Source organism: Halalkalibacter oceani, assembly GCF_040544555.1.
Taxonomy (GTDB): domain Bacteria; phylum Bacillota; class Bacilli; order Bacillales; family Bacillaceae_D; genus Halalkalibacter; species Halalkalibacter oceani.
Map to the genome: position 1 here is coordinate 154,210 of NZ_JBEPKD010000001.1, position 25,751 is coordinate 179,960.

Genomic DNA, 25,751 nt, shown 5'->3' on the forward strand with positions numbered 1-25,751 from the left:
TGATCGTGAAAAACGGAACTGATCCGATGACTGGAGTTTATCGGATGCTCTTTCTCAAAGGAGAAATGAGAGATGAAAGATGAAAAAGCAGTCGTCGTGTTCAGCGGCGGCCAGGATAGCACGACCTGTTTACTATGGGCGTTAAAACAATTTAAAGAAGTGGCGACCGTCACATTTGACTATGGTCAGCGCCATGCTGATGAGATCAATTGCGCACGGGAAATTGCCGAGGAGCTCGGTGTGTCGTTCCATGTGCTCGATATGAAGCTGATTAATCAGCTGTCGGCCAATGCCCTTACCCGCAGCAATATTGAGGTGAAGGAAGGGAAAAATGGCGGTCTGCCATCAACCTTTGTCCCGGGGAGAAACCATCTCTTCTTATCGTTCGCTGCGGTGTATGCCGATGCGATCGGCGCGCGCCATCTGATCACCGGCGTCTGTGAAACCGATTTTAGCGGCTACCCCGACTGTCGTGACAGTTTTATTAAATCATTGAACGTCACCTTAAATTTGGCGATGGATGCTCAGTTTGTCATCCATACCCCGTTAATGTGGCTGAATAAAAAGGAAACGTGGGCGCTCGCCGATGAGCTTGGCGCGCTCGACTTTGTTAGAGAAAAGACGCTCACTTGCTATGAAGGAATCCGCGGTGACGGCTGCGGCGAATGTCCGGCCTGCAAGCTGCGTCGCCAGGGACTGGAAAGCTATCTCGCTGACAAGAGCGGAGGTGAAAGCGCATGATCCAGCAATTTTATCCGCAGGTTCCTCACTCGTACCGTTATGAGCTGAATAAAGATATGCACCTTGCCGCTGCGCACTTCATTCCCGATGAACGGGCCGGACAGTGCCAGGAGATGCACGGGCACACATATTTTATCAATCTTACCATTGCCGGGGATTCGTTGGACGAGCTTGGCTTTCTCGTCAATTTTAAACGGCTGAAGGAAATTGTCCATAAACGCTATGACCATACGCTCCTGAACGATCATGCAGAATATGAAGCGGTCGCGCCAACGACCGAACGGGTTGCCGAGCAAATTTGGAAGGCGGTCCAGCAGGAGCTTGTGACTCTGCCGAACAAGCCGAACTGCCTCCAAGTCGTCGTGCGGGAAACACCGACGAGCTATGTCGTCTACCGGCCGAAAGCGGAGGAATTGCAATGAAAATTCCGGTAATGGAACTATTCGGTCCGACGATTCAAGGGGAAGGCATGGTCATCGGCCAAAAAACGATGTTTGTCAGAACAGGCGGCTGTGATTATTCCTGCTCGTGGTGTGATTCGAGCTTTACATGGGATGGCAGCGCGCGCAGCACGCTGATGGAGACGGAAGCGATTGTCAGTGAATTGGAGAAGATCGGGGGAGAGCGCTTTTCCCATGTGACGATCTCCGGCGGAAACCCTGCGCTCCATAAAGGAATCGGCGAGCTGATTGAGCTTTGTCATCAACGCGGCTGGAAGGTCGCCGTTGAAACCCAGGGCTCCCTTTGGCAGGACTGGATGCTGGCGATTGATGATGTCACGATCTCGCCGAAGCCGCCGAGCTCCGGTATGGAAACGGATTTTGCCAAGCTTGATCATTATATCGAACAGCTGACAGCCGCCAGCTCAAACGCCAGCCTAAAGGTCGTCATCTTTGATGAAGCTGACTTCACTTATGCCGAACACGTCCACAAACGTTACCCGGCGGTTCCGTTCTTTCTTCAGATCGGCAATGATGATAGTACGACAACCGATGACGAGGCGCTGGTCGCCAAGCTGCTCTCAAGATTTGAATGGCTGATTGAGCGCACGATTGAATCGAAGGAAATGAATGACGTCAAAGTACTGCCGCAGCTTCATACCCTGCTTTGGGGCAACAAACGCGGCGTTTAATCAAGGAGGAACGACAGATGAGTGGTCGAAGTGAACAAGAGTTAGAAGGAGTCAATCTATTAGGCAACCAGGGAACAAGCTATGAATTCTCATATAATCCAAAGCTGCTCGAAGCGTTTGAAAATAAGCACGCCTACCGCGATTATTTTGTGAAATTCAACTGCCCTGAGTTCACATCGCTTTGTCCGAAAACAAATCAACCGGACTTCGCGACGATTTACATCAGCTACATTCCCGATAAAAAAATGGTCGAAAGCAAGTCGCTGAAGCTTTATTTGTTCAGCTTCCGCAACCACGGCGATTTCCACGAGGACTGCATGAACATCATCCTCAACGACCTCGTCGAGCTAATGGATCCGCGCTATATCGAAGTATGGGGCAAATTCACGCCACGCGGCGGGATTTCAATTGACCCGTACACCAACTACGGCAAGCCCGGCACAAAATACGAAAAAATCGCCGAGCACCGGTTGATGAACCATGATATGTATCCGGAGACGGTTGATAATCGGTAAAAGGAAGAAAGAGTTCCTTGTAAATGAAAAAATGACCAAAAATGAGAGCATCCCAAAAGGCAGAGTCAAATCTACCTTTTGGGGTGTTTTCTTATGGTTAAATATAGCTCTACTTTTAAGCTACGCGTTGTACGAGAGTACCTAGGGCTTTCTGTGGCTTGATTAGTGGTATAAGAGGCTGAGGAAAGGTTTTTTACCTTTTTTCCAGCCTCTAAGTAATCATTTCCTATTTTAAAACCGGCTAAAGAATGGGTTATTCTGAAGCAGAACCATAAAAATCACCACGATAAAAATCGTTTGGGCTGTTTTATTTTCATTCTCTTTCTTATTAGTGGCAACGCGATATGTATGAATGATCATGAGGATCACGGTTGTAAACCATAAGAGATAAGAAAACATGGCTATAGCCTCTGAATGACTCCGTACGCACCGCGTACATATGCCCCATCGTTCCATATTTTAGTTGCAGTATATGCTGTCACACTCATGAAAACCCTCCTTTGTTCTCTACAGTTATTCGTAATGATAATTGAAAATCTATATAAAATGCATGGATAAAGCGGTTATAAGGTATCGATTATTAGATTTGTTTTACTGAGTGCAAAAAATTATGCCTGACAGTATCGTTAGCAAAAAGCTGATATGTAACATCTAAAGTAAGTCATAAGTTTTACCGAAATACGCTAATTCTTACGGTATAATAAGATGACGAAGATGTCTGAAATTTTAGGATGGTGGTGTTGGAAAGATGCTTGATAAACTTATGAATGATCTTGAAGGATTGTCTGCTGAACAAGTAAAAGAAATTGAGAGAGTCGTCCAGCTCTACAAGCTTCCTTTTGAAGCAAAAGACGATAAAAGAGCCAGACTTCATTATTTTGCGAGATTTTTAGGAATTGATTGGGGAGATGACGGGGAGTTAGTCATGGAACTGGGGCAGTTTAATGAAAATACATATGGTGTAGCTCAAGGCGGAGCGCTTTATACGTTAGCGGATATAAGTATCGGAATGAACATCGTGAATGAATTGAAGAAAGACCAAGAAGTATACACACTTGAAATGAAAATGAATTTTATCAAAAAAGGTGTAGGCAGTAAAGTATATGCGAAAACGAAATTTTTACACCGAGGACAAACAACGGTTGTCGCAGAATGTCAAATCACTGATGATAATGAAAGCCTTGTCGCCCATAGTCTTGGAACATTCTATATTGTGAATAAGAAAAAGTAACAAAGAGGAAAGGTCGAAGATTACCGTGTGAAGGAGGGGGAATGTGAAGAAAAACGTTTGGCTTTCCGTTCTGTTTTTCGCGATCATGGCAGCCAGTGTTTATTGCGTCTTGAAGCTAAATCCTCCAATAGAGATTGGAACCCTTGGGGCAAGCGAGGACAATAAATCAGTAGTTGTTGGTATTAGCAATCAAGGCTATCGTGACGTGGACATCGTAGAGGTATGGATAAATCATGATCAGAAGCCTTTAAAGACAGGATTACAAGTCAGCAATGCCTCACAAGGTTTCATCATAACCGATGATTTTACAGGTGAAGAAGCGGAAAAATACCGTTTTACCGAGATGAAGGAAGCAGCCATAAAAAGAGCAGCTTCCCCTTATTCTGAAAAAGATGAAATCTATGGCGTTAGTGTGATTCATAACGAAGAAGTAAAGACGGTTCATATTAGATACCGCTATTTTGGAATGATCTTTACGGATACTGTAGATTTTGCAGCATTCTAATGAGTTTACTTCCCGGATGGAAAATTGAATGTATAATAAAGAATGTAGCTTCTTAGAAAAACGATAACGATTAATTGAATGATGAATAAGGAGAGTGATGAACATGTATGGAACGGTCGAAGAATTTCTGAACGATTGGAAAGAGGAAGCTGATCTCACACGACAGGTGCTTGACAAGCTGACAGACGCCTCATTAAGCCAGGCAGTGTCAGAGGCACAGCCGCGTACGCTCGGTGAAATCGCCTGGCATATTGTCCAGAGCGTTAGCGTATTTCTTAATCATCTTGGTCTGGAACAGGAAATTCCGGCAGTTGAAGAAAGCTCTGCAGCGGCTATCGTCAAAGCTTATAGCAGTACGAGCGAATCAGCGATTGCCGAATTTACTAGAAAATGGGCGGGGCAGGACAATAAGCTCGTTGAGGAAGTGAAGCTGTTTGGTTTCATTGATACTACGTATGCTGGTGTGCTTGACAAACTTGTCCGTCACCAGATTCATCATCGCGGTCAGCTCACCATTCTGATGAGGCAGGCGGGACTGGTAGCGCCAGGTGTGTATGGGCCGAATGAAGAAGAAACAGCCGCAATGAAAGCGGCAAGAGAGCAGTCTTAGAGGTTAAGCGCTGTCACTTGATAACTACATGCCGATTAATTTGATTGGAAAACAGGTGAGTTGTCAGGGAGGAAAGCGGATGAAAAAGGAGCGGTCTCAAGCTATGTTGAGAGCGCTCCTGCTGTTTTACTATCCTCTTAACAGCCGTAATCCGTTTACTATCACAAGAATCGTGCTGCCTTCATGGCCGATTACACCGAGGGGCAAATCTACTATTTGCATGAAATTCGAGGCGATTAACAGCGCGACAACACTCAATGAAAAGACAATGTTTTGTTTAATGATCCGGTTCATTTTCTTCGAGCGCTTCACCGCTTCGGCTAAGCGCGGCAAATCATTTTTCATTAAAACGACATCGGCGGTTTCAAGGGCGACATCGGTGCCGTCTCCCATCGCGACACCGACATTGGCTGTCGCCAGAGCGGGGGCGTCATTAATCCCGTCTCCGACCATCGCCACCGTACCGAATTGCCGTTGCAGCTCTTTAATATGGCTTACTTTCTTTTCCGGCAGACAGGCCGCTTCATAATGAGTCAATCCGCTTTCAGCGGCGATCGCTTTTGCGGTCTGTTCGCTGTCTCCCGTCAACATCACCGGCGTAATCCCTTCTTTTCGCAGTGCCTCAATGGCCGCGACGGCTTCAGGACGAATGGAATCCTTTAAAGCGATCACGCCGGCAATTCCCTTGTCATCCTTAATAAAGACGACGGTCTTCCCCTCGGCCGCGAGGCGCTCTGCCACATTATTATGAAATGCAGCTGCTTCCTGTTCGCCGACAAAGGCGGCGCTTCCGGCTTTCCACTGCCCGTCAGCGAACAGTCCCTGAACCCCGTAGCCCGAAATGTCTTCCATCTGTTCCGGCTTCGTAATGCCATCCGTTAACTGTGGCTCGCTGTAGGCGACAATCGCTTGCGCCAGTGGATGGTTTGAATATGTTTCAAGAGAGGCGACGTGAAAGAAAAAGGAATGCTGCTTCAGTCCATCACGGATAACGACATCGGTTACTTCCGGACTGCCGTTCGTCAGCGTTCCGGTTTTATCGAAGGCAATTGCTTTAAGGTGGCCGAGGTTCTCGATATGAACCCCGCCTTTAAACAAAATTCCCCGTTTGGCGCTGCTTGAAATGGCTGACAATGTCGCCGGCATAATGGAAGCGACGAGGGCGCACGGCGAGGCGACAACCAACAAAATCATCGCCCGGTAAAAGGTTTCCGTCCAGCTCCAGCCAAGCACGTAATGCGGCAAAACCATCATGACCGCGACGACAAGCAAGACAACTTTGACGTAAGTGCCTTCCATCCGCTCAATAAAAAGCTGGGAGGGCGATTTCTCGCTCTGTGCGGTTTGCACCATATGAATAATGCGCTGAAACAGCGTTTCGCTCAGGGGCTTCGTCACTTTGACGAGAATCGTTCCTCTTACATTGACCGTTCCTGCGAATACTTCATCACCTTTCGCTTTTACTACCGGAATCGCTTCTCCAGTGATCGCAGCTTCATCAAAGGTTGTCTCCCCGTCAATCAGTTCACCGTCAGCCGGCACTCGTTCACCGGCTCTAATAATAATGACATCATTGACCCGCAACGACTCGATGGGAATACTCGTTTCCACTCCGTCCTCGAAGCGGACCGCTTTCTCCGGCTGTAAGCTCATTAAAGCCGATATTTCTTTCTTGCTTTTGTTCATCGTGTACGTTTCTAACGCTCCGCTTAAGGAAAAAATTAAAATTAAAATCGCGCCCTCTACCCAATAGCCGATCAATGCTGAGCCGACCGCGGCCAGCACCATTAACATTTCAACATTTAATTTTCGGTGTTCGAGCGTGTCAATAATGCCTTCCTTTGCTTTCGCGAATCCGCCAATTCCAAAGGCGAGCACATAAGCAAGCACAGAAAGTCCGGCATAGCCATATTGTGAAAGAAGCCATCCGATTAAAATGAAAAGCCCGGCGAGAAGAGCAAAAATCAGCTCCCAATGGGTTTGGAATTGACTCCATAATTTGAATGGTCTTGCTGGATGTTGTGTGTCTGCAATCATCGTATTCTCTCCTCCTGCAATTCTCAACTAGGTGAATTAATACCTTTTAATTGAGAATAAAAATCATTACTTGTGAGCTTTTTACGTCTGTTTAAAAGCTTATAAAGCATTATAACATAAATTTTATTTATTTTAATATGATAATTAATATCATTAGATAATTGGTTGTTAAGCCTGGCGATAATTATTATTAATAAGAGTTAGAATGACGGTAATGAGTACATAAGAGGAAAAAATGAAAAAATGGGTAAGAATTTATGGAGACAAGCAGGTACAACTGTAACGGTAAGTACCATCTTGATGGGATGTTCTTCAGAGATTTCCGGTAATCAAGTGGACCAGCTACAAAATGAAGATGATTCAGACCATGGCTGGGAACTCGATTTACTTTTGGGCATGTTCAGAAGGAGCAATTGCTGATGAGAAAGAATTAGGGGTATTAGAAGTTGAAGAAGAAGGTACACTTGGCTCAACCTCCTTACATATTGCTTTCCAATTTTAATTTGGCGCTTGACTTAGAAATTAATTGACTTAATAAACATTAACAAGCTCAAAAAGACTTAATCTGAGGGGCTCACAGGAGTACAAAAACAATTGAATGAGAGAAGAAATTGTGTAAATATAGAATAAAGCGAAGTCTGATGAGGGAGGTGGAAAGCCGATCTTCTTTAAGGTCAACGCTATTATTATTGGCGTTTATGGAGCGAAACTGCTTTAGTGCGAACCCCAAGCTCACATAAAATCCCGGGGGAGGTTCGCACCAAAAACAAAGGGTAATATGGAATAGTGTGTGATAAATTGGGTAGAAATATTAAAAAACAGCCCAAAAAGAGCGAAAACTTCCCACTCTGCGACTAGACATGCCCCAAAACCGGGAATTTTCGCTGTCGCACTCTTTGTGAGTGCGTGGATTGAAATATAACATCGCCATCAAATGTAAATAGCATGTAGTCGTCGCACTCTTTGTGAGTGCGTGGATTGAAATACGAGTCGGGGTTAGACTTTATGAAGCAATTCCTTGCACTCTATATGAGTGCAAGGATTGAAACCTCCTCTTCGCATGTCGTCACTATTGGACAATTGCGTTACCTCTACGTAATTCAAGCTCTCTTTAGGTTAAATACCTCTACTAAGCCAATCCTTGTCCTTCTCTGTTTTTCTTCCATAAAACCAGCATCTTCTACCAAGCCCATAGTCTGATTTGCGATCACATGCCGGCTTCACCAATTCAATCGTTCTCTTCCAGTTAGCAGGGGATTTGAAGGGCCATGCCGAAAATAGTAGAGGAAAAATTAATGGTGAAGGCAGGCGAAAAAGATGAGTCTTAAAGGGAAAACGGCAATTATTACAGGTGGAGGTACGGGGATTGGCCGGGCGACGGCTCTTCGTTTAGCGGAGAAAGGGGTCAATATCGTCGTTAATTATTCACGCTCTGAACAGGAAGCGCAGGCGACGCTGGAGGAAATAAAAGCGCTTGGAGTGAATGGTTTTGTGTTTCGCGCCAACGTGGCGGAGGAAGGCGAAATTGAAGCAATGGTCGAAGAAACGATAAAGACCTTTGGCCAAATTGATATTCTAGTCAACAATGCCGGGACGACTGATTTTGTCGAGCTTGATGATCTGGCCGGGCTTCGCAGCGAGCATTGGGACCGCGCTTTTTCCGTCAATACAAAAGGAGTCTTTATGGTCAGTCGGGCTTGTGCCGACCATCTGAAGAAAAGCAAAGGAGCGATTGTTAATATTACCTCAATAGCGGGCTTAACAGGGGCCGGCAGCTCGATTGCCTATGCCGCTTCAAAGGCGGCGGCGATTAGCGTGACGAAATCTTTAGCCCGTGTACTGGCACCGGATGTCAGAGTTAACGCCATTGCGCCGGGCATCGTGATGACACGCTGGGTTGAAGGAAAAGAGGATCACGTTGAACGCTTATCAGCCGGTACACCACTAGGCAGAGCTTCAACGCCGGAAGATATTGCGGAAGTTGCACTCGGGCTAGTTGAAAATGCTGGATTCGTAACAGGGCAGACGATCGTTGTTGATGGGGGATTCACATTATAGTCGTCTGAAGCTTAAGCGGTTTCATTATTGTCCGAGGAGGATTATCAGGTTCGCCCGCCTGATGATGCTTCCTCTTTTTTCTTTTTGTTTCTGCTAACCTATAAAAAATGATATGAATTTTTAGAATATAATATTGAAAGCGGTTACTTTATGTGCTATATTAATGTTGCCATATAAAACAAGGTTTATTATACAAAACCTTAACGATGGCGTTTTGGAGGTTTTAAGCTAATGACAAGAAAATACTGGGTTCCTGCGATTGAGCGGGCTGATAAAATAATCGCCCTTCTCGCACAGGAGCCTTCAAGCCTCAGATTAATGGATCTCGCTAATCGGCTTGATATTCATAAAAGCTCAATGTACTCTCTGTTGTCGACGTTAGAATCTTTAGGCTGGGTCACAAAGGAAAAAGGGGATACATACGCTCTCGGACCGACTTTGGGAGTGATCAGCGCTTCGTACTTTCGTCAATTCAACCTGATGCAATCATTTCATCAGGAAGCGAGAATGACTGTTCGTCATGTCGGAGAAGCCGTGCAATTAGCAATGCTTGATCGCCGGGATGTCGTATATCTCGCCAAAGAAGAAAGCGCTTCACCGATGCGGCTCGTCTCTGATCCGGGTATGCGCTTTGCTGCTTATGCAACAGCGCTTGGCAAAATTCAGCTGTCTCATTTACCGGCAGAAGAGCTGGACGATCTCTTTCCTGAAGAGGAGCTGGAGCCGAAAACAAAGTATACGGTGGCAACGCGAACAGAGCTGTATGAACAGCTTGGGCGTATCAGGCAGCAGCAAATAGCGGTCGATCGCGATGAAGCGGTGGAAGGATTTTGTTGCGTGGCTGCCCCAATTTACAACCATACCAACAAAATGATCGCCGCGGTAAGTATATCGATGAGTTCCACAGTCTGGAAAGAAAAAGAAGAGCTGGCGAGGGAAGAGATCATCCGCCTGGGACAGCGCATCTCCCAACATGCCGGCTATCAAAAGGAAGAGAGAGGATGAGACGATGAGACTCGAAAAAAAAGTTGTTTTGATTACCGGCTCAGGCTCAGGGATTGGAAGAAGCACAGCCAAGTTATTCGCGGCTGAAGGAGCCAAATTGATTATTAACGATTTATCGAAAGAGGATGGCGAAGCAACGGTTCAGGCGATTCGCGAAGAGGGCGGAGAGGCGATTTTCATTCAAGCCGATGTCACGAAAGCCGATGAAGTAGAGGCGATGATCAATGAAGCGACTGACAAGCTCGGCGCGATTGACGTTCTGTTTAATAATGCCGGCATCTCCGGAGTCGGCCCGCTGCACGAGCTTAGTGAGGAGCTGTGGGACAGGGTCGTCAGCGTCAATATGAAAGGCGTGTTTTTACCGTCCAAATATGTCCTGCCGCAAATGATCGAGCGCAAGCAAGGAAATATCATTAATATGTCCTCGACAATCGCGGAAATCGGCTTGATGAACCGCGCTGTCTATGCGGCGACAAAAGGAGCGGTGCTCGCGCTGACAAAATCGATGCAGGTTGATTATGCTCCTTACAATATCCGCGTAAATGCACTTCTTCCGGGGACGATATTAACGCCATTCGTGGAGAACTATTTAAAGAATTCCTATGATGATCCGGAAGAAGGGCTTGCCACGATCCGGAAACGTCAGCTTAGCGGCGATCTCGGCCGTCCGGAAGATGTGGCTCGCGCCGCCTTATTCCTTGCTTCAGATGAATCGAAATTTATGATGGGCTCGCCTCTCTACATTGATGGTGGAGTTACCTTCGGGAAGATGGCGTAAGCCCTGTAAAAAATCAGGAAAAGAGGGTCAATGATGAAAGCAGTTGTCAAAACAGAACGCACGCATGGTGGTGTACAGGTTCTTGATGTTCCTACTCCAACAATAGGAGAAAATGAAGTACTCGTCAAAATTAAAAATGCCTCGATTTGTGGCTCGGATGTCCACGCGTATCATTTTGCGCCTACTCACCATTTCATCCAGCCTCCCGTTATCATGGGACACGAGTGCTCGGGTGAGGTTGCCGAGGTTGGAGCGCAAGTAAAGGACTTTAAACCGGGAGACCGTGTCGTGATTGAAGCGATTAATTATTGCGGAAAATGTGAAAGCTGCCTTCGTGGCAACCGTCATATTTGCAATGAATTTCAAATTCGCGGAATGCATCGTGACGGAATTTTTGCCGAGTATGTCGCAGTTCCGCCAGCAGATTTACATAAAATCCCCGACTCATTATCGTTTGAAAAAGCATGTCTCGTCGAACCGACTTCCGTGCTGACGCATGCTGTTTTGGACCGAAGCAATATTAGAGCCGGCGACCTTGTCCTCGTCACTGGACCTGGCCCGATCGGAATTTTGGCGGCGCAAATGGTTAAAGCGGTTGGCGCAGAACCGGTCGTTGTTGGAATTGATTCCGACGAAGAAATCCGTCTTCCGATTGCGAGAGAGCTCGGCTGCCAAACAATCAATGTCAGCCAGCAATCGATCACTGACGCCTTGCAGGAGCTGTATGGACGTCAAACCGTGCACGCGGTGCTTGAGTGTTCAGGGGCATCACCGATTTTCCAGACGACTCTCGATGTCGTTGCAAAGGGAGGAAGCATTACGTTAATCGGCTTATTTGCCAAGCCGGTCGAAGCGAATCTTTCCATTGCCGTGCGTAAGGAAATTACGATTTATACGAGCTTCGCGTCAACTTGGTTTGATTTTGAACGGGCGATCAAAATGCTCGATCAAGGCTTAATCCAAACCGATAAACTCGTCGCTTATTATGATCCTGAGGATGCGGTTCAGGCGTTTGAAGATGCTATCGCCAAAAAAGTACCGAAGCCCGTTTTCCGCTTTTAATCAATGACTATATGAATCTAGGAGGAAGAGACAATGAAATTAGCAACGTTTACGACAAATGGAATTACGAGACTTGGAGCATTAGTAAATGAGCAGATGATCGATTTAAATTATGGCTATACTCTTTTGCTGTCTGATCAAGGTGTGACAAGTCCATACGCGCTTGCCGATGCGATCGTCCCATCTGACATGAACCGTTTTCTTGAAAAAGGGGACGAAGCATTAAAAGCGGCTGAAGAAGTCATTGCGCTAGTTGCAGATGGTGATAAGGAAGGGCCAAATGGCGAGAAAATCGTTTACACTGAGAAAGAAGTGACGCTTCAGGCGCCAGTTCCGAAAGCCGGAAAGCTCGTCTGTGTCGGACTCAACTATCTCGACCACTGTGAAGAAACGGGAATGGACGTGCCGAAATCACCTGTCATCTTCTCAAAGTACAGCAATGCGATCATCGGACCGGATGAAGAAATCCTCTTACCAGTAAATTCAAGCGAAATCGATTATGAAGCCGAATTCGCCTTCGTCATCGGCAAAAAGGCGAAAAAAGTCAGCAAAGAAGAAGCAATGGACTATGTCGCCGGCTACACGATTATCAATGACGTCAGCGCGCGCGATATTCAGCTTGGAGACGGCCAGTGGGTACGAGGCAAATCGCCGGATACCTTTGCTCCAATGGGGCCGGTCCTCGTCACAAAAGATGAAATCGAGGATCCGCACAAGCTCGACATCAAGCTGACACTCAATGGGGAAACATTGCAGGATTCCAACACAAAAAATCTCATTTTTGACATCCCGTACATCCTGTCCTATCTATCACAATCAATGACCTTCGAACCAGGCGATGTCATCGCCACAGGAACACCTCCTGGCGTCGGTATGTCCCGTACCCCGCAAGTGTGGCTCAAGCCAGGTGATGAAGTCATCGTCGAAGTAGAAAAAGTCGGCAAGCTCCGCAACACCGTCGCAGCCGATAAATAAGACGACTAAAGGATCGGATCAAGTGCTAGTTAACACTCGATCCGATCCTTTTCATGTACAAATATTCAGAATAAGGTAAAATAAAGACAGAGCATCGCTCACCAAAACCTTTCCAGTGCGAACCCGAAGCGCCCATAAAATCCCTGGGAGGATCGCACCAAAAAACGACCGAATTGTGTGCTATTATGTAATAAATGATGAGGGAATTAAGTGAATTCCAACTCAAACAAGCAACATCGCCTCATTTAGTGAAAATAACTTCAAAAAACTAGGCGATTTTGGCTATCGCACTCTTTGTGAGTGTGTGGATTGAAATTCACCCCCTTATGCCAATTTGGAATATAGTCTAAAATCGCACTCTATTGTGAGTGCGTGGATTGAAATTTAATCGTGCAATGGGAGAAGCTTATAACGCAAATCGCACTCTTTGTGGGTGCGTGGATTGAAATTCGGTGACGTGTGCTATATTATTCGGCCCCTTTCATCGCACTCTTTGTGAGTGCGTGGATTGAAATGGTGATTAAATGATATATACCAAGTGTTAAATAAAATAGTTGTTGTCCTCTCTATAAGAGCAGGAATTTTAAAAATTGAATAGTTGGGAACTATAAATATATCTACTACCGCACTTTTTGTGAGTGCGTGGATTGAAGGTGAGAAATAACTGATGTCCCTATTTAGTGAAATTGATCGATTAAAGGAAGAATTGGATACTTATCGACCTTTGCCAACAGAGACAATCCAGTCTCTCAAAAAGGATTTTTTAGTGAAAAATACATACCACTCAAATGCGATTGAAGGAAATACATTAACGATCTATGAAACGAAAGCGATTTTAGAAGACGGGGTAACCGTTGGGGGGAAATCGTTAAGAGAGCATTTAGAAATTATTAATCATAGGGAAGCGAGTTTGTATATGGAAGAGCATCTCCATCAACCGCTATCTGAAAAGTTCATCAAGGACACTCACGCAATTGTGCTAGCTGGAATTGATCGGGAAGCAGCCGGAACATATCGAAAAGAAGAGGTGCAAATTTCAGGTGCATCACACAAGGTTACACCAAGCTATCACATTCCAGCGGAAATGAACAACTTGATGAAATGGTATGAAGAAAGTGAGAAACTTCATCCGGTAGAGCGGGCTAGTCTGCTTCACAGTCAATTTGTAAACATTCATCCGTTCAGAGATGGGAATGGGCGCACGGCACGGTTGCTACTGAATTTTGTATTACTATCTTCTGGTTACCTGCCTATTATGTTCAAAGTGGAAAATCGAATCAAATACTATGAAGCCTTAGATATAGCTGGCTTCAAAGGGAATTATCAACCATTTATCAGTATGGTAACTGAATTGGAAAGAGAAAGCTTAAATCAATATTTAGAACTAATTTCAAAAAAATGAACTGGTGCGAACCCTAAGCACACATAAAATCCCTAGGGGGTTCGCACCAAAATTCTTTTGAAATATGGATAAATTTGTGACAAAATGTAATAAAAAAATATTGAGAAGCAGAACTAAAACAGCCGGAAATTACCAATCCTAAAAAATAAATGTTATAAATTAGGGGATTTTCGCTATCGCACTCTATATGGGTGCGTGGATTGAAATTCTTTTTTCTTGTCCTTGATATTTGTCACGGTTCCAGATCGCACTCTATTGTGAGTGCATGGACTGAAATCGCTGCCGTGTTACTTGGTCGAACTACGCAGTAACGCTTTTGTTGAAAAAACAAAAGCGCCCGATTAAATGAGATATTTAACACATATCTCATTTATCTAAAGGTGGGTGAGAATATTAACGAGTTTACCGAATGGATCTTTTACATAAAAGCGCCGAACCCCCCATGGCTCCACAACTGGTCCATATTCAATTGGAATCTCTGCTTCTTTTATGCGAGTTAGTGCATTGTCGAGATCATCAACCTCAATTGACAAGTCAGGCACAGGTGTTCCTGAACCACCCTCTGCGAGAAAGCTAATTTGAATGTCCATTTTCTCAAGCGAACCGTAAGTTGTAATAAACCCCATATCCATCAGTTGATCAAGTCCGAGCACTTCTCCGTAAAAGTACTTTGCTTTAGAAATGTCCTGTGTCTCAACATTGGCAACAATTCGTTTGACCTTCATTACTACATCCTCCTAAATTTTCACTGTGTAATTTTTTACCTATAATCTGTCCCGATAGTTCAATAATACAGTAAATATTATTTATTACACATCATCACTCTGTCACGCACCATCGCACTCTATATGAGTTCTATGAGTGTGATTATCAAAATGATCAATATCATGGTACGTTTATCGAATATCCGTTCAACCATAATAATGAAATCCCGAAGAAGTAACTCCAATACAATAGATGGAGTTATTTTTTTATATCTTTTTTCGTGCGTCAAAATGAGTGGTATTAGAAGGGATTTTGTATAGGGATGTTGAATTATATCAAAAATCTGTTTATTTTGGAGTTTATTAGTTGGAGGGATGAAGGATGACTGATGAAATGCGTAAACAGAAACTGATTACTAATATTAAAGTAAACTATCGGCAAGTTGAGCAATCGATTGTAAGCCAGCTCTATATGAAACATGATTTACATGGAACAAGCATTGGTTCTGCCCGTGAGGATATTTGGGGGCAGTTGTTTGACATGATTATCCCAAAGAAATTCGTCATAGAGCATTCTGTCTTTATTATTGACTCGGAAGGGAACATCTCCAGCGAGGTCGATTTAGCTATACTTGATGGAACATATACGCCTTATATTTTCCGTTACGGACGTTTGAAATTTATCCCAATCGAAGCCGTAGCTGTTGTGGTGGAATGCAAGAGTCAAAGTCTAAATAATGACGGGATCACAAAATGGTGCGATAACTTAACTGAGCTAAAAACCGCAGAAAATTCAATCGCAAGAATAGCTGATCGCATTGCTATTGGCTCTGTTCCTACACAGAAGTCGACATGTCCTATTCAGATTTTATGTGCATTGAAACCTGAAGTAGATGAGAAGATCAAGCACAAATTTGATTTTGTACTCCTTGCTGTAAACGATGATGTTGATAAGGGAGGGCGTATTGATATTGAGGATAATACAGGGGGGAACCTGCAAGACTGGTTTAGGAAGCTTAATTTTCATGAAACGAGCCCTGCTAAAAAAATCTGCAACGAGGAACTCTTAACGGATGTCGAGCTGAAAGATTACGAGGTGAAAGATCAAGATGATACACTTGTATCTTTGCTCACGTTTAATTTCCAATTGAATCAACTGTTAATGCTAATTAATAACCCTTTGCTGTTCCCGCACCGCGCCTACGCCAAATTATTTAATGCGGAAAGGAAGGATTCGTGATGGGCGACTATGTTGTTGCTGTATCGATTGATAAAGTACAGACATTCCTTTACTATGTGCTGCAGGCATATATCCAGGAAAATCAGGCCAACAGCGGTACACTTCGGGAGATTGTGAATTCATCTCAGTTGATTTCCGAGACGTTTTTTAGGGACATTGGGATCGAGGGAGAAGAGGGTGAGTTTAGTGACCAGATTGAAGATCGACTGCTAACATGCTCAGGCATGTGTATATTCACCACCTCGCTAGATCGAGAACAGATTACAGAGAAGCTGGGTCGATTGTTTCGAAAGTACTATCAATCATTTAAAGGCCAGCTGTTAGTTAAATACGCTGTCTTAGAGAAGAAACTTTCGACAGATGAGGATAAGTTAGGGGCGATTACAGAGAGTAAAAACCGCCTTAAACAGCGGGATTGCCTGAACGAGATCATATCGAGCCATAGAGATTTGTTATTTCAATTTTGCAGCGTCCCTGAAGGGAATAAACTTCCATTATCAAGTGAACCAGATAAAAAATATCCGGCGTTTTCTCGCGATATTAATGCGCTCTATTCCCAACAAGAGTCGGATAACGATAACCATTTTCGTATCGCTGTTATTAAAGCTGATTTAGATGGTATGGGAGATTTGTTTCAACAACTTGGAGATTACGCGATATATAATGCGATCAGCCAAGTACTGTCCAAATTCATAAGTCTGGATTATTTACATATGAAGGCGGGGGAATATCAGAAGAAGTATACCGGCTTTAAGCTGTATCCATTATATATGGCCGGGGATGACATCTTCTTCGCAGTGACTGCGGCTCATTTATTGGAGGGTGTTAGTTTATGTAAAGAGATTTTGGTGCAGCTGAATAAAGAGATAGCCAAACTAAAAACAAACACCAAACTACCGCAGCTTTCCATGAGCGTAGGAATTGATTTCACATTCAACCGTGAACCGATTCGGTATTATTATGAGCGAGTGCAGCGTCAATTGGATGAGGCCAAGACTTGTTCACGAAACGACAAGGATAAGGTTGAAAAGTCTTCTTATATGAAGATTAGTATTAATGATTATATATTAAAGGATTATGATGCAAAGAAGAAATCACCATGGGCTTATTTTATAGATGATATAGCTCTATTGAAAGGAGCCATGAAAAAAGGGTTCGCCGCGCATCATTTTTTATACGGGCTGCTAAGCAAGATTAGTGACAAGACGATTGGTAGCAGTGAGGTTAAATTCAGCAACGCCGTTCTGTATCATCTATTGCCGGAGCATTTGGATAGCGGCAATAAAGAGCTGAGAGAGTATGAATTGTTACTGATTGAAAAACTTCTGAGACAGTTGCTTGCCCCAAAAGAAGAACATAGCTATGACAGAAGAGATAATTCGAACCAACAGAAGAAGTCAGAAAAGGTGTTGAAGTTTGGATTTCGTGAACGTAAACGGTTAGAAAGATATGTGCGTATGCTACTACTATTTTCTGATCAACGTTTTGCTATGGATGGAGATAAAGTTCTGCTTACGAGATTTGATTTTGATAAAAAAAGGATAAGAAGCACATTGTTCAATAAACCGTTGAGGTATTTGTATCATCAGAGCTTGTATGGTTCCTTGAATAAAAATACTACTATCAAAAAGCATGATGTGCTTCAATTCCGTAATATTTTTACGGTGTCAACAAAGTATAATGCTCCTAATAGACCTAGGGTTCAAGCATACCGGGACTTACAAATCTCCAGCTCCATGTTTCACCGCTTCAAAAAAATGGACAAGGGTCAAATCGGGACAGTGGCTGAGATGCTTCAATCCGTGAATGATCGGTCGAAAGAAGATATTAAAAAGCTAGAGGCCCAAAGGAAATCAGATAAGAAAGCACCACCGGGTTTATTCTTTGATGAAAAAGCTTTTCGCGAAGTCGGAGCTAAAACAAACCTTTGGACGGATGACTATATTGATTCCTTGCTTATTTTCTATCGATTGAATGAGCTATCTATACAGTACAAAACTTTGTACAGAGATAATAACAACAAAAATAAAAAAGCGAATAAACAACATAGACCATCGAAAGGAGATAAAAGATGAGCGTGAATACGATCCGACTAAAAGTGACTACACTTTCTAATCTGTTTATAGGTGGTTCTCCGGGAACATTTGAGATTGGTGGTATTGACCTGTTCACCGTGACTGATCATAATGGCAAGCCTTATATTCCGGCATCTTCCTTCAAAGGAAGCTTGAGAAGAATTGTGCGGGATCTGAGTAAAAGTTCCGAAGAAGCGAAGTTGATAACGGAAGCCTACCAAGAGTATTTGCGCACCAAGAAGGAAGAAAGCTCAACCTGGATTGAAGAAATGAAAGAGAAGGATGAGCGATTCCAAAGAGAAAGAGTTGAAAAACGTTTTGAAGAAGCAATCCATAAAGCATCGGCGGAGTACCTGTTTGGAATGGAAGGATTTAATCATACGCCGAAATTGATCTTTAATGATTTGCAACTAATAGAAACAGGCGATGCTGAGGCATTCTCTATTGACTCGAAAAACTCGATAGAGGCCAATGAACCTCATGAAGAACCAAAAGTAGTCGCAAATCCACGAACCTATAAAACGGTTCGTCCAGGTGTGGTGTTTTCAGGGGAGATTCATTTTTATATGCTTGATCAGTTAACAGTGCCAAAAGAAGTTACATCGAGATTTATAGAAAATGCTATCTATCAGTTTAATACCGGGATGTACCGTTTGGGTAATTCCGGAAGTCGCGGATACGGCCGAATACAGGTGGAAGTGAGTCGGGAGGGAGATTGATTTGACTGAAACTGTGACCTATAAAGTAGAGATGTCGCTAACGGGACGGCTTACGCAGCTGCCAGATTCTCAGAGAATATTTGGCGCTTTAATTTATATGTATGCGGAGCAATATTCTTCGGAGCGGGCAACGTTGCTGGTTTCTAAGATTAGGGAGGGAGAGTTCTACTTCTCTTTGTCCAATATGCTGCCTCGCGATTATTTTCCTTCTCCCCAAACTTACTTGCTGGATCCACCGACTGGACAGCCATCTGATCGGTCTGATAGCAAGAAGGACAAAAAGACCTATAAAGCAATAAAGGATCGCACCTTCATGAAATTGGCGGAGATTTATAAGGCAATGGACAACCCGAACCATGCAGACCAACTATATCCCTTTGCGTGCATAGAGTCCTCCCAACAGATTCACGCGGCGATTGACAGTCTCAGGTATGACATACCAGGACTAGATCCCAATGTGTACTCCGTACCAGAAGTCAACGTCGTCGAAGTATTAGAGGAAGGAAAAAAGGAGATCGTTTCTGAATTTTCGTTTTATCTATGCGCCGATAAATGTGACGAGAGTGCTGAATTGTTAGATGTTCTACAACTTGCAAAAGAGAGTAAAAGACGTTTTTTCCTGGGGGCAAGAGCATCCCAAGGCTTTAATACATTTATAGTGAATCGCATACAATCTTTGGAGGGGGAGAATTCAGCTGATCAGCCAAATACCTATTTGAATCTGGGGATGCTATTACCCCAGAGAATTGATTTCGAAGAATCGTCACTAAAGCTTTTTACTTCGGAAAGGCGCACCTACCATTCAGCAGGAGGATGGGATAAGGAGTTCTCTGGTCAGTTTATCAGCTTTATTGATGCGGGAAGCATAATTTTGGTGACGAAAGATCGGAAAAAAGCTGGCAGCTCAATCCTATCACCATTTAATCCAAAGGATAAACCGCGGGATATCGTGTTTGGTAATGCCTTTTTACTCCCACTCCACAGCGAAAGGAGGAAACATTATGACACCCCAGCTACTTCGTAAATATAAATATCGATTGAAAACTTACTCAACACTGATTCTATCTCCAAGGGATCACCAGGGCTTCTATAAAGCGGCAGGCGATTTCGTACCGGAAGATATGCAGGTTTCCGAGCATGTGAACAAGAAAACAGTTAATATCATTTATCCGTTCTACCAGTACGGGACTTATCCACGATACTCGCCTGCAGCGACGCAATATTATATTCCTGGTTCCTCTATTAAAGGAGCTTTGCCACGTATTGGAGCAGAGGAAGGCAAACCTTCATTGATGATAGATGATATTAGAGTGAAGAGCGAGGATATTCAGCTATATCAACTGCAAAAAGTACAGAACATATCCAAAGAGGATACACCAACTGAAATTGCCGAGTTCTTTCCCAATGTTGCTGTAGAGATGCTTAGAGCGGACGCGGAATATGCCGGGGAACTTTTTTATAATATGTCAAAATCAAAAAACAAGCCAGAATGTTATTTTAGAGAGACAGATCAAGCTACAAAGACCAAGCTTAAGCAGTTGGTTCAGAGAATCAATGGGATATATAATCAGGTAAAAAAAGAAGAGGACATGCACATCTTGAATGAACTGCGGACAAACATCCAAGCGATTTTGAATGATTCGAAAACTGACAGCAACAATCAATTTTTATTCTTACTTGGCGGTTACAAAGGACTCATGCTTTCGGCAATATCAACCAAAGATGACTACAACAGTGCGATTTATTTGGACAAGCCAAAGAGACTGCCTCATGGACTGGTTCAAGTAACATTGGAGCAGAGTAGTGAGTAATTCAACGGTATTCCATTTGTGATTCGATTAGAATATTGTGAATTCATACAATTGCCGAATTATCTTGATTGGATTCCAATGGATTAATAGAAGAATCACAAGGAGAGTAGTAGATTTAACGAACTCTACTCCATGCTTTATGCGGCACGACGTGTTAAAAAGGTCGAAACTAACCTCACTTTTATCTGGAGACAAGTGTGTGGATGTTTGTAAGGAAAATGGTGCGGACCCAAAGCAAACATAAAATCCCTGGCAGGTTCGCACCAAAAAATAATTGAACTGTGTAAATATGTAAAATAACAGCGGAAGAATTTTAATAAATGAATAAAACTGATGGATATTTTCTAGGGCAATACATTTTTTTCGTTATTGGTATAATATTTCGCTGTTGCACTTTATATGAGTGCATGGATTGAAATTGAAGTCATAACCATAACACAGGAATCGGAGAATTATGTTGCACTCTCTATGAGTGCATGGATTGAAATTTTTACAAGTTAATCCTTATACACCACGCTTCAGTTGCACTCTATATGATCATTGCAGCTGTTCGAGAATGAGATACCAAACAGTTGTAGTTCAAAATGGTTATATATTAATTGAGTTTTTTCTCTTTCTAATTCAGAACAGGAAGAGGATAAAGTTTAATTTTCACTATGAATATTTTTCTTAACACCGGGGGTGGATACTTTGTTTGAGCATTTAAAAGTCACTACATTACGAGCTTCCTTTGAAGCGGAAAAAAGCGGACGGTTGCCTCAATTTTTAGGTTCGGCAATTCGTGGGGTGCTTGGTCACTCCATTCGAAGTTTTGTGTGTCCAACTCCCAAGCTGAAATGTTTTCTCTGCTCGGTTTCTAATGAGTGCGGCTATGCCACCCATTTTAATTCTGTTGGGAATGAAGGCGGTGCAGTAAATCCGTTTGTTCTTAGGGTGATAACCCCTCAAAAGACTATTTGGAATAAAGGGGACAGACTTACATTTGATATTACATTGATTGGACAGGCAAGTAGCAATCCAAGCTTGTTTCTTGATGCTTTTCAAGATATGGAGCAACGAGGGTTAGGGAAACAGCGCCTTCCTTTTCGTTTGAGAGAAATCTCTGATCCCGTTGAGAAGAAAATTATTTGGAAGGATGGCAAGTGGTCACTTAGACATATTCAGCAAAGTGCACTAATGTGCAAAGAAAGAGAGACACACTCAGTCTATATTCGGTTTCAAAGTCCAGTAAGAATACAAGTTAGCAAAAGAACTCTTTATTCACTTAGTTTTGTTGATATTATTCGCTCTCTTAGCCGAAGATTAACGCTTTTAACACAGGCGTATTCTGATTATGAACTCAATTGGAACGAAGAGGTCATGCTGGCTGCTGCAGCTGATATTCAAACTGAGTCGCAAAGCTGGAAATTGAATGATTTCAAGCGCTATTCTATGAATCATAAAGACAAGCTGCACCTGCCAGGAATTGAAGGGTGGGCCCATTTTAAAGGAAACATTACGCCATTTACTCCACTACTTGAGGCAGGTACCCAAATACATCTTGGTAAGAATACCACTCATGGTTTTGGACACTATTCTATCGACTTTAATGAGAAACGCGGAGATAAAAATGAGTTAGTTGAAAAACGGTTAAAAATGGGATAAGAAGAGTGAAACTGATTTACCTTTTTACGAGACTGAAGCAGCGCATTGACTTTTAAAAAAAGTGTTAGGTTAATCAAAGTACCGTTCTGTATGCCACTTGCACTTTATGACCACACTGCCTGCTTGAGAGGAGAAATCTCTATTAACAGACAAGAGAAATTTACTCCTTTAATCAAAAATTGAGCTTAACGACAAAAAAATGAATTGGTGCGAACCCTAAGCACACATAAAATCTCTAGGGGGTTCGCACCAAAAATCTAATGAAATACGGAAAAATTTGTGACAAGATGTAATAAAATAGGTTGAAATATTGAGCAGTTAAACTAAAACAGCGGGAAACTACTAATTTCTAAATAAGAAATGTTATAAATTAGGGTATTTTCGCGATCGCATTCTATATGAATGCGTGGATTGAAATCAAAGTCAGTTTCAATAGAATGGATCGCAGCTAATGTCGCACTCTATATGAGTGCGTCGATTTGCAATACTTTAGAATGTAAGAACAGGATAGAGGTAAGGAGCATCATCAGGGCCTTTCTAGTTTAGCTATCCAAGATTAAGAAAAAGTCATGCAAGATTCATAGTCATACATGACTTTTCTCTCATTTATGAGATCGCTTTTCCCTTGAGTACTAATAATCCGTCTTAATAAGTAGTTTCATCACTTCCTCAGTCGCTCTGGCGATTAACTCGTCATCGTATGCCGCGTCTTGTTCGTCTTTACTGGAAAGTATCGCAAGGATGATTGGCTCTTGGCCGGGTGGCCAGATGATGGCGATGTCATTTCGGGTGCCGTAAGCGCCCGCTCCGGTTTTGTCGCCGACTTCCCAGCCCTCTGGCACGCCTGCGCGGATGAGGGCATCGCCGGTTGTGTTTCGCTTGAGCCAGTCGATGAGCAGATCTTGTTTCTCGGCGGGGAGGGCATCGCCGAGGGCGAATTCCTGTAAGCTTGTCGCTAATGCTTCTGGTGTGCTTGTATCTCGTGTTTCACCTGGTTCTACATGATTTAGTTCTGGCTCAATATTTTCCGGCTCGGTTACATGATCCCCGACCGCGCGAAGTCCTTCCTTAAAGCCTTCTGGTCCGCCGATTTCATGAAAAATTAAATTGGCGGCGGTGTTATCGCTGTAGCGGATGGAGGCGTCGCTCAGCTCTTTTAAGGTCATGCCCGATTCCACATGATTTTCAGTGATTGGATTGTAGTTTACTAAATCATCAGGTGAGTATGTAATCAGTTCATCCAATTCCTCAATTGATTTTTGCTGGAGGAGGACGCCGACTGCAAGCGGTTTATGGGCAGAAGCGTAAATAAAACGTTCCTCCGACCGATAGGCCACGGTCTCTCCTGTAGCCGTATCTAATGCATAGATGCCAAGGCGGGCCTCATACTCTTCTTCGAGCTGAGTAAAAATATCTTCCATCGAACTTTCGGATTTCTCAGGCTTCGGCTGGCTCGGAGCTGCTTGCTCATTATTCTGCGAACATCCAAACAAGCATAAAGCTCCTATCCCGATCACCGTTGCTATTTTTGTCATTTTCATTTTCAGCTCTCCTTTTTCGAATGGTTTGTAGCTCTGAAAAGCAGGTACGCCATTAAATATTACATTTGTAATCTTATTTGTCAACCTAATTTATTCATTGCGCTCGGTATGCTGTTTTTACCTTGAAATAAGGGATTTTAGTAAGCTTTTTCTATATCTGGACTCAGGTGTTAATGAAATTAGGTTCTTTGGATATAGGTAGCAAGTTAGAGGCTTATAATGATTACATTAAAAAAATAATAGTATACTTGATCTAATTGTAAAGGAAGTAAAGGTAGTTACATTGAAAGGACAGATGGCGAATGAAAATTATTATAGCGGAACGTGATCCGAACGAAAGTGTTGTGATTGGATGGTTGATTTCGACGTATTCGATTCCAGTTAATGAAGTTTTTTCTGCGAAAACTGTTGAAGACACAATGGCATTACTGGAGAAAGAGGTGCCAGAAATTCTTTACTTGGAATTAGATATGATTCCAGCTGAAAGCTGGGGCCTAGTGAGAAAATATGTTCAACTGTATTCGCCACAAATTGTCGCTGTTACAGCGGAAGCAACATTTGAACGGGCGAAGCAGGCAATTGAAATAAAAAGTGTTGATTTGCTTGTAAAACCGTTGGATCCTGCGCGAATTAGACAATGTTTGAAAGAAGCTTTGTCCCTTGTGACAGGAAGGGGGGAGGCGTCTGTTTTATCGACTTATCAGGAGGAAGAATATTCATATCGCAGCTTGTTCGTTCAAGAGGAGCGGAATGCTCATGGGACGGCTTTAATGCTTCTGCATCCGGAGCGTCCGCAGAAGCTTGCAGATTTGCTGCAGTTTTTGACTTATTTTCCATTTCGTGTGCAACCGGTGCTTTTGCCGTTAACTGATGTTGTGATTTGTCTCGTTAAAAATTCAGCTGAAGATTTAAAGGAAGAGGCCTGGAAAGTTTTAAGAGAGTGGGAAGCGTTTAGTACAGAGCCACTTGCAGCCGTCATTATTCCATCTGCTGATGAGAAGAAATCCATTCACGAAATGTATCAAGCCGCTAAAAGACTATTGGATGTCACTTTTTTTATCGGCTATCGTCAAGTGATTTTACCGAAAAAGGAATATGAGGTGTGGATGGATATGGATCCATTTTTGACTTCCTCCGAGCAAAGGGAATGGGTGGATATGCTGAACCGCTTCGATAAGCAGCAAGTTAAACAGTGGATGCAGCGCGAGTTTTTGCATATGGAGACGCCATTTCCAAATCCGGAAACATTAAGGACGAGACTGACGAGTATTCTGGCCCAGGTGAGAAGGTTTATGAAAACATACAAGCTCGATCATGGAGAGATGGAAGAGTACTATATGAACATTTTCGCCGAGATTTTATACAATCGCGTTCTATATCGAATTGTGCAGGAGATGCTGCTGTTTCTCTATGAATTACTTGATCGTTCGTTGGAGGGGGAAGCACTGTCAAAAAAAGATGTCGTGGAACGGGGGCTGCTTTATATTGAAGAGCATTATAGTGATCCGGATTTGTCACTGGATGTTGTCGCCCAGGCTGTCGGTCGGAGCACGGCGTACTATAGCCATTTGCTTATGAAGCGGCAAGGCAATTCATTCCGGCAGCTTCTGGCGAATAAACGGATGAATGAAGCGAAGCGCCTGTTGCATTCAGATGAACTGTCCATAAAAGAGATTGCTTATGAAGTCGGTTTTCGCAACCCGAGCTATTTTACAAGGCAGTTTAAAGAAATGACAGGAGTGTCGCCAAGAGAATATAGGTTATCGATGAGAAAAGGAAAACGCAAATAAAAAAATCGAAAATAAGTGCAATAATCGAAAATAAATGAAAGTATTTTAATGAAGTTAGCAAGGTTGTATGGCTTCTCTCGAAAAAAAGTATCCCATTTCGAAAGTACAGTATCTATTTTTTGAAAGCGCTGATCTTTATAATTTTCAGTAAATTAAGATAAATGAAAGGCGTTTTT

The 25,751-nt window shown here is 43.2% G+C and carries 24 protein-coding genes; 21 read left to right on the forward strand and 3 right to left on the reverse strand.

From position 1 onward, the window contains the following. Positions 1-72: 72 nt before the first annotated feature. The 7 genes from queC to ABMB67_RS00835 all read left to right on the forward strand — a co-directional run bounded on the left by queC (position 73) and on the right by ABMB67_RS00835 (position 4,734). On the forward strand, positions 73-741 hold the full coding sequence (gene queC, locus ABMB67_RS00805; RefSeq protein WP_354570810.1) for a 7-cyano-7-deazaguanine synthase QueC: 669 nt from the start codon (positions 73-75) through the stop codon (positions 739-741). Then, positions 738-1,163 carry a 6-carboxytetrahydropterin synthase QueD gene (gene queD, locus ABMB67_RS00810; protein WP_251225064.1) on the forward strand — a complete coding sequence of 142 codons (426 nt, stop codon included), beginning with the start codon at positions 738-740 and terminating at the stop codon, positions 1,161-1,163. The genes queC and queD overlap by 4 nt, the downstream gene beginning before the upstream one ends. Then, positions 1,160-1,873 carry a 7-carboxy-7-deazaguanine synthase QueE gene (gene queE, locus ABMB67_RS00815; RefSeq protein WP_251225063.1) on the forward strand — a complete coding sequence of 238 codons (714 nt, stop codon included), beginning with the start codon at positions 1,160-1,162 and terminating at the stop codon, positions 1,871-1,873. The genes queD and queE overlap by 4 nt, the downstream gene beginning before the upstream one ends. Before the next feature lie 17 nt (positions 1,874-1,890). After that, positions 1,891-2,388 carry a preQ(1) synthase gene (gene queF / locus ABMB67_RS00820; protein ID WP_251193444.1) on the forward strand — a complete coding sequence of 166 codons (498 nt, stop codon included), beginning with the start codon at positions 1,891-1,893 and terminating at the stop codon, positions 2,386-2,388. Between the two features lie 748 nt (positions 2,389-3,136). Then, positions 3,137-3,619 carry a PaaI family thioesterase gene (locus ABMB67_RS00825; RefSeq protein WP_251225062.1) on the forward strand — a complete coding sequence of 161 codons (483 nt, stop codon included), beginning with the start codon at positions 3,137-3,139 and terminating at the stop codon, positions 3,617-3,619. 43 nt (positions 3,620-3,662) lie between these two features. Then, positions 3,663-4,124, forward strand: a complete 462-nt coding sequence (locus ABMB67_RS00830) for a hypothetical protein (RefSeq protein WP_251225061.1) — start codon at positions 3,663-3,665, stop codon at positions 4,122-4,124. Between the two features lie 103 nt (positions 4,125-4,227). Further along, positions 4,228-4,734, forward strand: a complete 507-nt coding sequence (locus tag ABMB67_RS00835) for a DinB family protein (RefSeq protein ID WP_354570811.1) — start codon at positions 4,228-4,230, stop codon at positions 4,732-4,734. 129 nt (positions 4,735-4,863) lie between these two features. On the opposite strand, the gene ABMB67_RS00840 is transcribed toward ABMB67_RS00835, so the two are convergent. Next, positions 4,864-6,771, reverse strand: a complete 1,908-nt coding sequence (locus ABMB67_RS00840; RefSeq protein ID WP_354570812.1) for a heavy metal translocating P-type ATPase — start codon at positions 6,769-6,771, stop codon at positions 4,864-4,866. A 349-nt stretch (positions 6,772-7,120) separates the two neighbouring features. Between ABMB67_RS00840 and ABMB67_RS00845 the strand changes: the two genes are divergently transcribed. The 7 genes from ABMB67_RS00845 to ABMB67_RS00875 all read left to right on the forward strand — a co-directional run bounded on the left by ABMB67_RS00845 (position 7,121) and on the right by ABMB67_RS00875 (position 14,051). Next, on the forward strand, positions 7,121-7,273 hold the full coding sequence (locus ABMB67_RS00845; RefSeq protein WP_354570813.1) for a hypothetical protein: 153 nt from the start codon (positions 7,121-7,123) through the stop codon (positions 7,271-7,273). A gap of 815 nt (positions 7,274-8,088) precedes the next feature. Next, positions 8,089-8,829 carry an SDR family NAD(P)-dependent oxidoreductase gene (locus tag ABMB67_RS00850; RefSeq protein WP_251225057.1) on the forward strand — a complete coding sequence of 247 codons (741 nt, stop codon included), beginning with the start codon at positions 8,089-8,091 and terminating at the stop codon, positions 8,827-8,829. A gap of 231 nt (positions 8,830-9,060) precedes the next feature. Then, positions 9,061-9,834, forward strand: a complete 774-nt coding sequence (locus tag ABMB67_RS00855) for an IclR family transcriptional regulator (RefSeq protein WP_354570814.1) — start codon at positions 9,061-9,063, stop codon at positions 9,832-9,834. A 4-nt stretch (positions 9,835-9,838) separates the two neighbouring features. Next, positions 9,839-10,612 carry an SDR family NAD(P)-dependent oxidoreductase gene (locus tag ABMB67_RS00860; protein WP_354570815.1) on the forward strand — a complete coding sequence of 258 codons (774 nt, stop codon included), beginning with the start codon at positions 9,839-9,841 and terminating at the stop codon, positions 10,610-10,612. 33 nt (positions 10,613-10,645) lie between these two features. Further along, on the forward strand, positions 10,646-11,674 hold the full coding sequence (locus ABMB67_RS00865; RefSeq protein ID WP_251225054.1) for a zinc-dependent alcohol dehydrogenase: 1,029 nt from the start codon (positions 10,646-10,648) through the stop codon (positions 11,672-11,674). Positions 11,675-11,707: 33 nt separating this feature from the next. After that, complete coding sequence (locus tag ABMB67_RS00870; RefSeq protein WP_354570816.1) at positions 11,708-12,649, forward strand: fumarylacetoacetate hydrolase family protein; 942 nt, start codon at positions 11,708-11,710, stop codon at positions 12,647-12,649. 667 nt (positions 12,650-13,316) lie between these two features. Next, positions 13,317-14,051 carry a Fic family protein gene (locus tag ABMB67_RS00875; protein ID WP_251225052.1) on the forward strand — a complete coding sequence of 245 codons (735 nt, stop codon included), beginning with the start codon at positions 13,317-13,319 and terminating at the stop codon, positions 14,049-14,051. A gap of 374 nt (positions 14,052-14,425) precedes the next feature. Here the strand turns inward: ABMB67_RS00875 and ABMB67_RS00880 are convergent, their stop codons facing one another. After that, entirely contained in the window at positions 14,426-14,776 is a 351-nt protein-coding gene (locus ABMB67_RS00880; RefSeq protein ID WP_354570817.1) for a VOC family protein, read from the reverse strand. Between the two features lie 361 nt (positions 14,777-15,137). Between ABMB67_RS00880 and ABMB67_RS00885 the strand changes: the two genes are divergently transcribed. The 6 genes from ABMB67_RS00885 to cas6 all read left to right on the forward strand — a co-directional run bounded on the left by ABMB67_RS00885 (position 15,138) and on the right by cas6 (position 22,244). Further along, entirely contained in the window at positions 15,138-15,995 is an 858-nt protein-coding gene (locus ABMB67_RS00885; protein WP_354570818.1) for a DUF6602 domain-containing protein, read from the forward strand. Next, positions 15,995-18,070, forward strand: a complete 2,076-nt coding sequence (locus tag ABMB67_RS00890) for a Cas10/Cmr2 second palm domain-containing protein (RefSeq protein ID WP_354570819.1) — start codon at positions 15,995-15,997, stop codon at positions 18,068-18,070. Before ABMB67_RS00885 ends, ABMB67_RS00890 begins: the two co-directional genes overlap by 1 nt. Then, complete coding sequence (locus ABMB67_RS00895) at positions 18,067-18,789, forward strand: RAMP superfamily CRISPR-associated protein (protein WP_354570820.1); 723 nt, start codon at positions 18,067-18,069, stop codon at positions 18,787-18,789. Before ABMB67_RS00890 ends, ABMB67_RS00895 begins: the two co-directional genes overlap by 4 nt. A gap of 1 nt (position 18,790) precedes the next feature. After that, a complete protein-coding gene (locus tag ABMB67_RS00900; RefSeq protein WP_354570821.1) occupies positions 18,791-19,813 on the forward strand; it encodes a hypothetical protein in 1,023 nt (340 codons plus the stop codon). After that, entirely contained in the window at positions 19,791-20,600 is an 810-nt protein-coding gene (locus ABMB67_RS00905) for a hypothetical protein (RefSeq protein ID WP_354570822.1), read from the forward strand. Before ABMB67_RS00900 ends, ABMB67_RS00905 begins: the two co-directional genes overlap by 23 nt. A 690-nt stretch (positions 20,601-21,290) precedes the next feature. Continuing rightward, positions 21,291-22,244 (forward strand): CRISPR system precrRNA processing endoribonuclease RAMP protein Cas6, encoded by a 954-nt coding sequence (gene cas6 / locus ABMB67_RS00910; protein ID WP_354570823.1) that lies wholly within the window; start codon positions 21,291-21,293, stop codon positions 22,242-22,244. A gap of 632 nt (positions 22,245-22,876) precedes the next feature. On the opposite strand, the gene bla is transcribed toward cas6, so the two are convergent. Further along, a complete protein-coding gene (gene bla / locus ABMB67_RS00915; RefSeq protein WP_354570824.1) occupies positions 22,877-23,785 on the reverse strand; it encodes a class A beta-lactamase in 909 nt (302 codons plus the stop codon). Positions 23,786-24,087: 302 nt separating this feature from the next. On the opposite strand from bla, the gene ABMB67_RS00920 reads away from it, so the two are divergent. Continuing rightward, positions 24,088-25,575 carry a helix-turn-helix domain-containing protein gene (locus ABMB67_RS00920; protein ID WP_354570825.1) on the forward strand — a complete coding sequence of 496 codons (1,488 nt, stop codon included), beginning with the start codon at positions 24,088-24,090 and terminating at the stop codon, positions 25,573-25,575. The last annotated feature ends 176 nt before the right edge of the window (positions 25,576-25,751 follow it).